We start from the raw sequence: 13,059 nt of genomic DNA on the forward strand, positions 1-13,059 counted from the left end.
GCCCGGACTGGTTCATCATTAAATTGAGTCCCGCGAGTTTAATGACTTGGCGTGGAGCTCTGTAGTTGGAAAGATCCCCAACCTCCGCAAAAAAGCCAGCGACCGTCATCGCCCTGATTCCTTTTATCGCAACCATGCGCTCCGCCCCCGGAACGTCCATAACGAGCTCTTCCAATTGTGCTTCAAGGGACTCAAGGCGTTTCTGTAACATCCGATATTGGTCTATAAGATAGCGAATCTCCTCACGAGCCATTCGAAGGCCCTCGGTCATCCCGATACTCGAGTCAGCTGCTTGTTTCAGCTTGCGGATCCGTGAGGACGCGATGTTCTTCGTGACCGACGCCTTCACTTCAGTGAGAAGTTCTTCTTCTGTCTTCCGACGGATATCCTCTGGAAGGTAGCCGCGTTCCAACAAGTATAGCGCCGTTTTTCCGTTCCAGTATTTGAAGACCGTCAAGAATTCAGGGAAATATCGATCCAGCACGTTATGCATTTGGGCTTTGATCGATGACATATCCTCCTGGATCATGTCATGCAGTTTTATCCCTTCACGCAATTCAGCGTACAACCCCTCAGGCAAGACTGGTATATGATAGCGACCCGCCCGCATGACTTGAGCGATCACTTTTGCATCTTTGGTGTCATTTTTGGTGGGCGAATCGTCATCCAGCTCTTTTGATTTCTTGACCTTCATCGGGTTTACTACGACCGGGTTTTCGTCTTGCAGTTTCAAGAAATAGGCTAAGTTCAGCCAATAGTGGCCTGTGGGTTCCATACCGATAAGCAGGTTGGGACGGCCTGTCTCGTCCGCCAATTGCCTGGCCCACTTAAGCAAAAGGTTGAATCCTTCCAGCGAATTTGGGAAGGTCAACCGTTTGGATAAATCGACTCCCCGATCATCAATCGCCCGGGCGACGTGTTTGTGTTTTGCGATATCGACTCCGATGATCAGTGTGTGTTCATTGATTTGCTTCAGACGTTCATTTTGTGTAAAATCCATTATAGAAGTCTCCCTTCGGTACTTAATTCGAGGTCATGCATGACACTCTCTATCGTACCAGGGGGACTTTTTTTATTCACATGGCTCTAACTCCCATTTATCCGCAGATTACTTTATTACAGGAATGCTCCTCATCGCTATCGCTCTTGCGGGGTCTCACCTGTCCCGCTGCTCCCGCCGGAGTCGAGCCCCTTCCGCTCCAATCAACTAGTGAAAAAATCAACTTTGAGCTTTAAAACAGCCATTTCATTAAAGGATGTTTTAATGGAATAACCTCCTTGAAGAAGAAAAGTTCAGAGCGATAGGCTCTGAACTTTTCTTCTTGTAATTTATAGTATGGTTTAACGTGAGAATCCTAATGTTAACCAGCTTCCCCACAATAACCGGCCGGCTTATCATACCAGCTGAGGCTTTATTTATGAAACCTTTTTATCGGCAGGCGGTTTGCTGTTCTGCCGGCGCCTGCGTCCGAACAGGATGTTCAGTCCGGTCAGAATAAGGATGATTGCGGCAATCCCATTAAATGATAAAGCGATATCAAGGTAAAATAACACGCCGATTCCAGTCAACACCGTAACCGGAATCAAAAGTGCAGGCTCCCGTCCTCCAAAAAGGTAAAGTTCAAATAATCCGAATGCCGGTGCAAACAAATAAAAAGGCCATGTGACATCAGCTGACTCCCATCCGAAAAGGGTATGATAAAAAAACAATCCGCTTAACACAAGTAAAACCCCGCCTGGAACGAGCAGCCCTGCAGCTTTTTTCCCAGCCGCTATAAAGCCTATATGGAATCCTATGGCTGGCACAAGCAAAAAAATCGGCCAAAACAATTCCCATCCGCCCCGAATGATGTCAAATGTATCGAGCAAAAAGACGACACCTGCAAAAATGAAAAAGAAACCCCACAGCATCCGTCCATTCATAGTTTTTTCCTCCCGGTTCTAAATTCCCATCTCCCTATATAGTTCTTGCTGTTTATCTCTTTCCCTCCATTCTTCAATTAACTTACGCAAAACTTTCCTTTGCTCCCACACTCTTCACAAAATTGGAACTATTTACGTTAAACTGGAGAAGGACAAACAAAAGGGGGAATCAGCTTGAATCAATATGAAGAAGAAATGACCAGCCGTTTCAGAATGCACAAGAACGCCCAACAAGCTGAGAAAATGGAGAAATATATGAAGAACAAGTTTCCTTTTCTCGGATTAAAAACACCTGAACGATCCTCTCTATTAAAAGAATTCATTGCTGAAAAGGGACTTCCTGAGCCGGAAAACCTTCTGCAAGTGGTTCACAGCCTGTGGAATGAAGAAGAGCGTGAATTTCAATATACCGCTCTTCATCTGCTCACGAAGCAGCACAAACAAATGGACAGAAACTGGATCGCTCATCTGGAAACACTGATTACCGAAAAATCATGGTGGGACACCGTTGATACGCTTGCTTCCCAACTTTGCGGCACCTATTTCACGCGCTTCCCTGAGGAAATAGATCGTCATGTCATGCGCTGGCTTGACAGCGGAAACATATGGCTGCAGCGCTCAGCAGTATTATTCCAGCTTAAGTACAAGGATAAAACGGATGAAGAGCTGTTATACAGGGTGGTCGTCCGGCTGCAGAACGAGGATGAGTTTTTCATCAAGAAAGCTATCGGGTGGGCACTGCGTGAATACGGCAAAACCGCCCCTGATTCCGTCCGGTATTTTGTCCAAAGCCGCAGTCTTGCTCCGTTAAGCCGGCGGGAAGCTATGAAACATTTGAAGTAACCGACTCGACGGGTGCTGGCCACTTTCTCTGCCGCGCCCTGAAATGCTATAATTTAGGCATCTATTGATACATACATCATCGTTTGAAAGGAAGTTTTTTAGTGGAGCACTTACTGAACCCCCGCATAAAAGAAATAGAAATTTCCGGAATCCGTAAGTTTTTCAATATGGTTTCCGAATATGATGATGTCATTTCCTTTACAATCGGCCAGCCTGATTTTCTCACCCCCGGTCATGTGAAAACAGCAGGCATCCAGGCGATTTCCGGGAATAAAACGACGTATACCCATAATGCCGGGCTCCTCGAATTAAGGCAGGCCGCCGCCCGCTTTGTGAACAGCCGCTATGGTCTTGATTATAACCCTGCTTCTGAAGTCATCACAACAATCGGCGCAAGCCAGGCCATTGATGTCACATTCCGTACGATTCTCGAGGAAGGCTCGGAAGTCATCCTCCCGGGTCCGGTTTATCCGGGATACGAACCAATCATCACTCTATGCGGCGGAAAAGCAGTCCATGCAGACACACGTAATACCGGTTTCAAGCTGACAGCCGAGCTCATAGAAAAGCACCTCACCACTGAGACAAGGTGTATCGTCCTTCCTTATCCTTCCAACCCTACAGGTGTGACCCTTTCAGAAAGTGAACTCAGCGACATAGCCGCTCTTTTAAAGGACAGGGAAGTATTTGTGCTTTCAGATGAAATCTACAGCGAACTCGTATTTGCCGGGACGCACCATTCTATTGCTTCTTACCCGGGGATGAGAGAGAAAACGATTGTCGTCAACGGGCTTTCAAAATCCCATTCCATGACGGGCTGGCGTATCGGATTTCTGTTTGCTCCAGAAAATCTTGCGCGCCATATGTTGAAAATCCACCAATACAATGTCTCATGTGCATCACAAATCAGCCAGCAAGCTGCAATCGAGGCGCTTGTCAATGGAGCGGATGATGCGGTTGTCATGAAAGATACATATAAAAAAAGAATGGAATACATGTACGGCAGGCTTACCGAGATGGGCTTCCCTGCCGAAAAACCGACCGGAGCATTTTACATTTTCCCATCGATTGAACCATTCGGGGAAAAGTCGTTTGATTTTGCAATGAAGCTTGTAAAGGAAGCGGGTGTTGCAGCAGTGCCCGGAGATGCTTTCTCTTCTTATGGGGAAGGCTACATCAGAATGTCTTATGCTTATTCAATGGAAACACTTGAAAAAGGGTTGGACCGGATCGAACAGTTCCTGTCCAGATGATTATCATCCGCTGAAAAGGGAATATCAATTCATGTGTACAAATGAAAAAGGATTCTAATTTTGGAGGGATACAATTGGATACGTTACAAGACCAGATAATCCGGGAAATGGGAGTGAAACCGGAAATTAATCCGAAAGAGGAAGTCAGAAGCCGAATCGACTTTTTAAAAAACTATTTGAAATTCAGCGGCCAGAAGGGATATGTGTTAGGCATAAGCGGCGGGCAGGACTCGACCCTGGCCGGTAAGCTCGCTCAGCTTGCTGTGAACGAAATGAAGGAAGAAACAGGCGATGGCGACTTTATGTTCATGGCCGTCCGCTTGCCTTATGGTGTCCAGCGCGATGAAGACGATGCCCGGAAAGCGCTTGAGTTCATTGATCCTGACCGTGTTGTCACCGTCAACATCCAGCCTGCAGTCGATGCTGCCTATAATCAATTCAAGGAAGCAACCGGCACAACTTTGACCGATTTCCTGAAAGGGAACACGAAAGCCCGCGAACGGATGAAAGTCCAGTATGATCTGGCCGGACGATACAACTTGCTTGTCATCGGAACAGACCATGCTGCCGAAGCGATTACAGGTTTCTATACCAAGCATGGCGACGGTGCTTGCGACATTGTCCCTTTATTCGGCCTCCACAAAGGGCATGGCAAGCAGATGCTCATCGAGCTTGAGGCAGAAGAACGGCTTTACATGAAAGTGCCGACAGCCGACCTTGAAGACGATCGTCCCGGCCTGCCGGATGAGGAAGCACTCGGAATCACCTATAAGCTGATTGACGATTACCTGGAGGGCAAAGACATCGGCGAAAAAGCAAAAACCGTTCTCGAAAACCACTACCTGAAAACCCGGCATAAACGAAACGGGGCTGTCTCCATTTTTGATGACTGGTGGAAATAACGAAATGCAAAGAGCCCCTTGTTAGCGGCGTATGCATAAGGGGCACTATGAAAACACTGCCAGGCCGGCAGAACTATACCATAAGGCAAAGGCCTGCCCATTTATCCGGGCAGGCCTTCTGCATATCGATTATTCCAATCCTTCTTGCACACTTTTCAATTCATCATAATATGGAACGTCTTTAGGTGCTCCGCCTTTCGGCCAATCGTTTTCTTTGCCTGGTTTTTCCGGGCGTTCATGGGAAAGAAGATACGCTGAAACATCAGCTGCTTCCTGGTCGGTAAGCGTGCCTTCCTGCCCCTTCGGCATGTTTCGTTTCACATACCCGGCCATTTTAGTCATACGGGCCATTCCAGCCCCTTCATTGAAGGAGTCCGGCCCCCAGACGGCGGGTCCAGTGTTCGGCCCGGTACCAGATCCATCCGCAGCATGACATGCTATACAAGATTGCTTGTAAATCTCTTCTCCATTGGCAACGTTAGGCTCAGGCACGTCTTTCATTGTGTTCAGCATCCGCCATTCAAGATCTGCACCTTCCGGAATCCCCTGGGAAATGTAAGTCAAATATGAAATCATCGCTCTCATTTCCTTGCTGTCGTATGGGATTTTTTCGCCGTTCATACTGCGGGTCATGCACCCGTTAATCCTGTCCTCAAGTGTAAAGATGACGCCTTCACGCGGACGGTATTGCGGAAACTGTGTGGAAACACCGACGAATGAAGATGTCTTATCAAGGCCAGCATCCCCATGGCAGCTTGAGCATGTCAAATTATTCCCAACATACCCATCAAGGACTGTGTTTGTTTCATTGATGACCTGATGGCCATATTTGATTTCTTCACCGATCGGTCCATCGGGCACATCATCAAGGCTTGGCGGATTGTATTCGATTTCCCCGCCATTCTGGCCTGATGTCCCCTCATTGCTTGCTGTCTGCTGCTGGGGTTCTGATTCTTCCTCATCCATGGCCATGGAAAAGGAAATGCCTATGATGAATGAAACCGTAATTCCGACAAAAATTGCTAGTAAGTAGAAAAAGTGACTGTTTTTACCCATAATGATACCCCTTTACTGTTTAAATTCCCTCTACCTCTACCTTAAAAAAAGTTAGAAGGTTAATAAAGACCCTATAGGAGAAATACATATTTTCTTTACATTCCTGTTTCAAGTTCGACAAGAATTCGATAAACATGTGACAAAAATTGCTTATTTCCAGTCAGCAAGGCGAAGCTCTGATGATGGGGTCAAATCAGCCTTCAGATTTTTTTTCATCAATTTGAGAGCCATATCATTCCATTTCTCTGACTCACTGGCAGTACAGTCGGATGGAATGTGAATCCGGTAATCCCTCATATAACCATCCTGTGCTGTATACATGACACACTGGTCTCCAGCAAACCCGGTAATGATTAATGTATGTATTTCCAGGTGATCAAGAAGTGTGCTTAAAACTGTCTGGTAAAAGCCCGAATGCTTGGGTTTGATGACAATATAATCATCCTTATCAGGGATAAGATGTTCAATGATTTGCCTCCCCTTAACATTTTCCTCAATAAAGCTGTAAAGGATTTTCGGAAGGTCAGATTGCCATTTACCAAAGTTGTCATTTACATAGATGACAGGAATCCCATGTCCTTTTGCTTCTTTTTTCAACTTCCTGATTCGTTCACTGACAGGGAGCGCTTTTTTATACAATTCCTCTCCCCCTGGAAATTCCATGGCATTGATTACATCAATAAGCAAAAGTGCCGTCCTGGATTTATCTTTTTCATTCACAATATTATCATGGCTCGTCGGCATTCTTATTATCCACCTCCTTAATTGTCTCTAATTACATTACCCTTAATCCAAATTTAAATAACTAAAAATCCCCCCCGCTGCGAGCAGGTGCAAACAGGCGCTTTTAGCTTGTTGTCAATATATCCGGCCCGTTTTTTGAAACAGCTATTGTGTGCTCAAACTGGGCCGACAGCGAACCATCAACCGTTCGTGCTGTCCAGCCGTCATCATCGATAAATGTAAACCATGTTCCGGTTGTCAAAATCGGTTCAATCGTTAGAACCATTCCTTCTTCAAGCCTTGTTCCGCTGCCTTTTTTTCCAAAATGGGGAACGAAAGGAAACTCGTGAATTTTCCGGCCGATCCCGTGTCCTGCAAAATCCCTGACAACTGCATATCCATGCTTAGTTGCATATTGTTCAATGGCATATCCGATGTCTCCAGTTGTATTTCCTGGATATGCTTTCTCCATTCCGGCATTAAGGCACTCTAAGGATGCCTCAAGCAGCCTTTGCGCATGCGGCGGAACTTCCCCAACAGCAAACGACCAGGCTGAATCAGCATGCCATCCGTCAAGTGCCGCTACGGTATCGATTGTCACGATATCCCCTTCTGCTAAGGGCTCCGATCCGGGAAGCCCATGGCAGACGATATCATTGACCGCCGCACAAGTCGCAAACGGATAGCCCCGGTATCCTTTCTGTGCAGGACTGGCGTTTTTACGCTTGAGAAAGTGCTCGACAAACCCGTCAATATCAGCAGTTGAGACTCCCGGCTTTATGAAGCTGGAGAGTTCATTACGGCATTCTGCAAGGATACGTCCAGCTTTCCGCATTTTTTCTATTTGTGATGGTGTTTTACATTTGCTCATTGGGGATCCGCCTTTCTTTGTTTACCTATATTTTATGGAAATCAACGGCGGATTGTTCGGGAGAATCTGATTTGGCACTGGATAAGGTATATCCTGATCAAATTTCACAGGGCTGCTTATGTGCAGGCACATAGAAAACCCAGCAATTGGCGGGCCGTTAGGCGAAGACAGAGGCACATCTTTGGCTAAAGTTAAGTTATAAGATTGGCCGCTGATCGAAACACTTCCTTGCTGAGGAAAAAAAGTCTGCCTAATAGGCAGACTGCATCATACTCATTCTTCCAGCCACTTAATCAGTTCACCATGCAGCCCCTCTGCATCTTTCTTTCCCTGTACATACAGGCTGTCCAGCTTATTTTTATCCCGCTCAATTCTGCTTACTTTGAGCGGCAGCGTCGGCTGGATCACAAAAATGGAACCCTCTTCCTCTTTTTGGCGGATGTACCGCATCGTGTTGTTATATGTGTCGTGGCGGCGGGCCATGGATTCTATCAGGCCTGGATACTGGCTGTATTTCCTTTGCAGGAACCATTTTCCTTTTATCGGGCTCTTAATATAACCGTCATTCCTCGTTAAAATGACGATGTTTTTACGATTGCCGTCTGCTTCGGACTTTCTCACTGGAATTGGATCACTAATTCCGCCGTCAAGAAGGGAGCGGCCGTCAAAGTTGATGATCGGTGCAACAAAAGGCAGGGAGCTTGAAGCCCGCAAAACGGTAAGTATATCCTGCTTCACTTCACTTTTTTCATAATATACCGGTTCACCTGTCATACAATCGGTTGTTCCGACTACAAACCGCTCGCTCGCGGAATGAAATGTTTCATAATCGAACGGCACCAGCTTGTTCGGCAATTCGTCGAATATAAAATCCATTCCGAAAAGTTCCCGCTGTTTAAATAGTTTTTTATAAGAAATATACTCAGGATGTCCGGCATATTCCACGGTCACCGTCCGGTTTCGGTCGATCTGCCGGGAGACATACGATGACGCATTGCAAGCTCCGGCTGAAACGCCAATCACATATTTGAAATATAAATCATTGTTCATCAGGTGCTCAAGCACCCCGGCGGTATAAGCTCCTCGCATTCCGCCGCCTTCCAATACAAGACCGATATTTTCCATCACTAACCCTCTTTTGTCTATCAGTTATATTATTATCGTATCACAACAGCTCCTCACAAAAAATCACAGGGTATTTTACGGCGAAGCAGTTCATTTTTTTGCATTAACACACAGTAGAAATTCGTTTTAAAGCCGATGAATCTTTGCACTCCAAAACTGGACTGCTTATTTTGAAACTTTCTCTTATTCTTGTCGCTGCCGCCTTTAGTTTTGGATTCCTACTATAAAACTGTTAGAATAATGAAAAGACTCCTACTAATTACTTGAGAGGTATTAAAAAATGACTGAATTGGAACTACTTAAGGAAAAACTTTATTCCATGGTAAGCAATTTATCTGAAGGCATGACAAAGGAACAAAACAAACTGCAGTCGGGCTATTCAAATACGTCCATCCAAAATGACGTCATCTCATACCGGTCGGAATTCATACTCATTATCGCCGATGCAATGGTGGAAGACTTTGACACCTCTATGAAAAGATTGACAGAATGGGTAGAAAGAGGTGCAAAAGCTGCAATAGAGATGAATATTCCAATGGAAGAGCCGCTAAAAAGCGCAAAGGTCTATCGCACCCATTTATGGAATGCCATTAAAAAAATAACGAAAGAGCATGACCTGTCAGTGGACACGTTATTTGAAGCAGCGTCAAGAATCGATCCCCTTCTCGATGAAGCGGTTTACTTATTCGGACGGCAGTATATTAAAGACCATGAAAGAACATTAAAGCATGCAAGAATGGCTTTCATGGAGTTGTCAGCTCCAATTGTACAGATTGATGATTCCGCTGCAGTTTTGCCGATCATCGGTGACATTGATACGTACCGTGCCCAGGTTATCATGGATCAGTCCATGGAAAAAGCGACTGAACTGGATCTTTCCCGGCTGTATATCGATCTGTCGGGCGTCACTGAAATCGATACAGCGGTCGCACAGGAAATCATTAAGATCTCAAGCTCGCTCAAGCTGCTCGGTGTCGAGCCTGTTCTAACCGGCATAAGGCCCGAAATCGCCCTGACGCTTACCCATCTCGGCATCAATCTTCCGTCAATCCAGACGGAAAGCTCCCTTAAACAGGCCATCCAAAAAAACAAAAGGTGAACGAATCCCCCACACAAAAGGACAAGCCTGGCAATTAAGCCAGGCCGCTTCATCTTTGGCGGGCGAGTTCAGCAGACAGATCCATGTAGCTCTGCGCCTCATCTGCCAACCCCTTCGCCTGGCAAACTTTACCGAGCCATAATGCCGGCTCAGGGTTGTCCGGCGACAGTTCCATTTCCCATGAGAAACAGCCTTCTGCCTGCTCATACAGGCGGTAATCGAAGTAAAACCGACCGAGTTCCATTTGCCTGTCTGCATCTTCGCTTAATGCTTCCGCTTGTTTCAGCTCACGAAATATTTTAGCGCCGGCAGGCGATTTCTCCGCCGGTTTCAGCCAATCAATCACCTCTGCAATGGATTTGTGCTGCAGGAGCGATATAACCGCTTTTCGGACGAAGGGTTCAATTGCAGCGCTCTGTTGGAAGACGGGGTCGGATAACAGTGTGCTTATTTGATGCAGCAGTTCCGGCGCGGTGGAAGGATCGAACAGATCGAAAAGTGAATACAGTTCGGCAGGCGGTTTTGAAAGAGAGTCATGAAGCTCAATGTACTGAGACAGTGCTAGATTCACTCGTTTAGTTTCGATAGCCATTTTCAGCAATTCGTTTGATATCGGAGGAAAAGGCTTCTGCATGTTCGACACTAATTCTTCAAGCACTCTACATTTATCTGCGGTGTCTGGAGCAAATCCAGGAAGGAGTGTCTCAAACCGTTTCCAGTTGTCTTGTTCAGGCTGAAAAACCAATCGATCAAAAAGAAGGACGGTTTCTTCAGCATCTTTACTTTGTTGACGGTAGTAGGATTGAAGCAAACGGAAAGATTCATCATGTCTGCGGCTGCTGAAGAGCAGTTCTTCAAAGTAGAGGGGATCTTTCGAAAGAAGTTCCTGCGGCGGCTTACGATACTCGTTCTCGTATCGTTTAAACTCCATGCTGCTGAATATGCGCTTGACCCATTCACTGTGAGGAGCAGCTTCTCTGGCAAATAAGCTCACCTGAAATGAATGAAGATCCTGACCCTGGCGCTTGAAATGAAAGTACAGCTTTTTGAAAATGGAAATCAATTCTTCCGTTGAAAAGAAAGTATCGAGCGAACGGGCAATTGCGGAAATTTCATAAAGGGAAAAGTGACTTTGAAGTTTCGTCAAAATATGTTTCACATCCGGAACGACATACTCCCCTTTATTAAATAATCGGCCAGCAAGTGTATTTGCTCCCGACAGGATGATGCCTGAACGGTATGCTCTAGCAATGAAACTATCCAACTTCACAGCTTCAGCTTCTCCTCCGCCGACAAGCTTACCTCTGTACATAACCAAATAAAAAACCGAATGGTCCTTTGCTGCAACTTCGGCAATTTGAAATCGCCCAAAGACTGCAACCCGGTCCACTCGGCCTGAAATTCTATCATGTTTCCGTTTTAAAACGACAGTCGGTCCCTGTATCATCAGCTGTTTTCGTTTCACTTTACCCCACTCCTTCACCAGGAAATGTTATGCTTACTCCTATTATAAAGGAGTTGCCTGGCAAGTGCCAGGCAACTACAGGGCATTACAGCGATTTTTCCACGGCTGTCCGTGCATGAAGATAGGTCGAATCAAGAACGGGGACAGATGTATGGATTTGCTGAACGAGAAGCGGCAATTCAGTGCAGCCGAGGATAACACCATCCGCTCCCTGCTCCGCCAGCCGCTCGATTACAGACAGCAAAGCCTCTCTTGATTCGGGCTTGATCATTCCTCTGACAAGTTCCCCGTAGATGATCCGGTGGACAAGCTCACGGTCATCTTCATCAGGAATGTTGGTTTCTATACCGAAACGCGCCTTCAGCCTTTCTTTATAAAAGTCACTTTCCATCGTAAATTTCGTGCCCAATAAGCCTGCGGACCCCATTCCACGCTTTTGCATCTCTGCACCCACAGCATCGGCAATATGTAAAAAAGGAATTTTAACCGAAGCCTCTATTTCATCTGTATGCCTGTGCATTGTATTGGTACATAACAAAACCATGTCGGCGCCTGCTGCCTCCACCTTATTAGCAGCTTCAGCCATCAACCTGCCGAGCCGGTCCCACTCTCCTGCATGCTGAAGCTGCTCAATTTCTCCAAAATCAACTGAAACCATCACATTTTTCGCAGAATGAAGGCTGCCAAGTTCCCTTTTCACTTCTTCATTAATAATTCTGTAATATTCCAAAGAAGACTCCCAGCTCATACCGCCGATCATACCGATTGTTTTCAACCATGACCCTCCCCCTGTTTTTCAGTTGCCATATCTTCACCTCTTATTATAAACAATGGCATTGTATGATTTCATTATTGCTTTTAAAGGGTAAACCGGAAAAAATCATAATAATCTGCAAGAAAAAACGAGCCAATTAGAATCCTTCAAAGATGGCCGGCGAGAAAGCTTGCCTGAAAGCCCCTTAAAATCAAGTTGATGCACTTGCCAATAAAAGACAAGGCTCACTAAAGCCACCGCCAAGGATCGGCAGCAGGGCTATCCTTTGATAGTCGAGTTAAGTAAAGGCGCAGGCAATTTCCGAAGGCCGGCAAGCTCGTATTCCGGTTTGGAGTGGCATGTAAACGATACAAGTTTCCAGTATGTATGAGTACCTGCATGGACGCAACCCGCTGACTCAAAGTATTATCGGCCGATCTTCTCCCAATACTATCATCAAGCTCATGTGTTTTGCTTCTAACCGGATGTGGAACATAATTAAAAAACAACTGGAGGTATCATTATGGCATTATCGACAATCAGTGTAACAGCGGAAGGTTCGGGAATGAAAGCTGTAACCGAAACGGAGAAAGGGCAGAAAATCATCACCGATGAAGCTGTGGAGATGGGCGGCACAGAGTCCGGAGCAAACCCGCTTGAAACACTTCTAGGTGCACTGGCAGGCTGTGAAACAGTTGTGGCGAACATGGCTGCAAAGGAAATGGGCATCGAATTGGAAAGTCTCGAATTCGATATCAAAGGAGACTTTGATCCTCGGGGATTCATGGGCGAACCAAATGTGTGCCCGTATTTCCAGAAAGTGCGAATTACCGCATACGTCGCTACTGACGCAACTGAAGAACAGGTGGAAGAGCTGCATAAAAAAGCAAACAGCCGCTGCCCTGTCTTCACGATGATCAACTCAACAAAAGACGTTGAAGTGGAATCGCGCTGGATAAAATCGTAATGGTTTGCGAACAGGACTGATTCCGGACTTCTCATAAAATAGGTACCCGGCAGAGCAGCCAAATATTGAAGAACAAAA

General features: G+C 46.0%; 13 protein-coding genes. 5 read left to right on the top strand and 8 right to left on the bottom strand.

Annotation, left to right across the window (positions count from 1 at the left end; genetic code table 11):
• A partial coding sequence (locus A4U59_RS06480; protein ID WP_066172251.1) for an IS110 family RNA-guided transposase occupies nt 1-1,000 on the bottom strand: 1,000 nt, incomplete at its 3' end.
• Between the two features lie 416 nt (nt 1,001-1,416).
• The gene (locus tag A4U59_RS06485) at nt 1,417-1,923 is read right to left on the bottom strand and encodes a LiaI-LiaF-like domain-containing protein (protein ID WP_066172254.1); all 507 of its coding nucleotides are present in this window, start codon (nt 1,921-1,923) and stop codon (nt 1,417-1,419) included.
• A 174-nt stretch (nt 1,924-2,097) separates the two neighbouring features.
• Between A4U59_RS06485 and A4U59_RS06490 the strand changes: the two genes are divergently transcribed.
• From A4U59_RS06490 to nadE, 3 genes are all read left to right on the top strand, one after another.
• Entirely contained in the window at nt 2,098-2,766 is a 669-nt protein-coding gene (locus A4U59_RS06490; protein ID WP_066172257.1) for a DNA alkylation repair protein, read from the top strand.
• Nucleotides 2,767-2,867: 101 nt separating this feature from the next.
• Nucleotides 2,868-4,019 carry an aminotransferase A gene (locus tag A4U59_RS06495; RefSeq protein ID WP_066172260.1) on the top strand — a complete coding sequence of 384 codons (1,152 nt, stop codon included), beginning with the start codon at nt 2,868-2,870 and terminating at the stop codon, nt 4,017-4,019.
• A 41-nt stretch (nt 4,020-4,060) separates the two neighbouring features.
• The gene (gene nadE / locus A4U59_RS06500) at nt 4,061-4,921 is read left to right on the top strand and encodes an ammonia-dependent NAD(+) synthetase (RefSeq protein WP_066172262.1); all 861 of its coding nucleotides are present in this window, start codon (nt 4,061-4,063) and stop codon (nt 4,919-4,921) included.
• Nucleotides 4,922-5,050: 129 nt separating this feature from the next.
• Here the strand turns inward: nadE and A4U59_RS06505 are convergent, their stop codons facing one another.
• The 4 genes from A4U59_RS06505 to A4U59_RS06520 form a co-directional block, all read right to left on the bottom strand.
• On the bottom strand, nt 5,051-5,977 hold the full coding sequence (locus tag A4U59_RS06505; protein ID WP_066172265.1) for a c-type cytochrome: 927 nt from the start codon (nt 5,975-5,977) through the stop codon (nt 5,051-5,053).
• Between the two features lie 150 nt (nt 5,978-6,127).
• Nucleotides 6,128-6,721, bottom strand: a complete 594-nt coding sequence (locus tag A4U59_RS06510) for a cysteine hydrolase family protein (RefSeq protein WP_066172267.1) — start codon at nt 6,719-6,721, stop codon at nt 6,128-6,130.
• A 103-nt stretch (nt 6,722-6,824) separates the two neighbouring features.
• Entirely contained in the window at nt 6,825-7,571 is a 747-nt protein-coding gene (map, locus tag A4U59_RS06515; RefSeq protein ID WP_066172270.1) for a type I methionyl aminopeptidase, read from the bottom strand.
• Nucleotides 7,572-7,844: 273 nt separating this feature from the next.
• Complete coding sequence (locus tag A4U59_RS06520; protein ID WP_066172273.1) at nt 7,845-8,699, bottom strand: patatin-like phospholipase family protein; 855 nt, start codon at nt 8,697-8,699, stop codon at nt 7,845-7,847.
• Between the two features lie 277 nt (nt 8,700-8,976).
• On the opposite strand from A4U59_RS06520, the gene A4U59_RS06525 reads away from it, so the two are divergent.
• On the top strand, nt 8,977-9,795 hold the full coding sequence (locus A4U59_RS06525; RefSeq protein WP_066172275.1) for an STAS domain-containing protein: 819 nt from the start codon (nt 8,977-8,979) through the stop codon (nt 9,793-9,795).
• A 49-nt stretch (nt 9,796-9,844) separates the two neighbouring features.
• Here the strand turns inward: A4U59_RS06525 and A4U59_RS06530 are convergent, their stop codons facing one another.
• Together A4U59_RS06530 and A4U59_RS06535 are read right to left on the bottom strand one after the other, a co-directional pair.
• Nucleotides 9,845-11,260 (bottom strand): hypothetical protein, encoded by a 1,416-nt coding sequence (locus A4U59_RS06530; protein ID WP_066172277.1) that lies wholly within the window; start codon nt 11,258-11,260, stop codon nt 9,845-9,847.
• A gap of 85 nt (nt 11,261-11,345) precedes the next feature.
• Nucleotides 11,346-12,035, bottom strand: coding sequence for an aspartate/glutamate racemase family protein (locus A4U59_RS06535; protein WP_066172280.1), 690 nt, complete (start codon nt 12,033-12,035; stop codon nt 11,346-11,348).
• Between the two features lie 502 nt (nt 12,036-12,537).
• Here A4U59_RS06535 and A4U59_RS06540 point away from each other — a divergent pair.
• Complete coding sequence (locus A4U59_RS06540; RefSeq protein ID WP_066172282.1) at nt 12,538-12,981, top strand: OsmC family protein; 444 nt, start codon at nt 12,538-12,540, stop codon at nt 12,979-12,981.
• Nucleotides 12,982-13,059 lie beyond the last annotated feature (78 nt).

This window comes from Bacillus marinisedimentorum (assembly GCF_001644195.2).
Classification (GTDB): domain Bacteria; phylum Bacillota; class Bacilli; order Bacillales; family Bacillaceae_O; genus Bacillus_BL; species Bacillus_BL marinisedimentorum.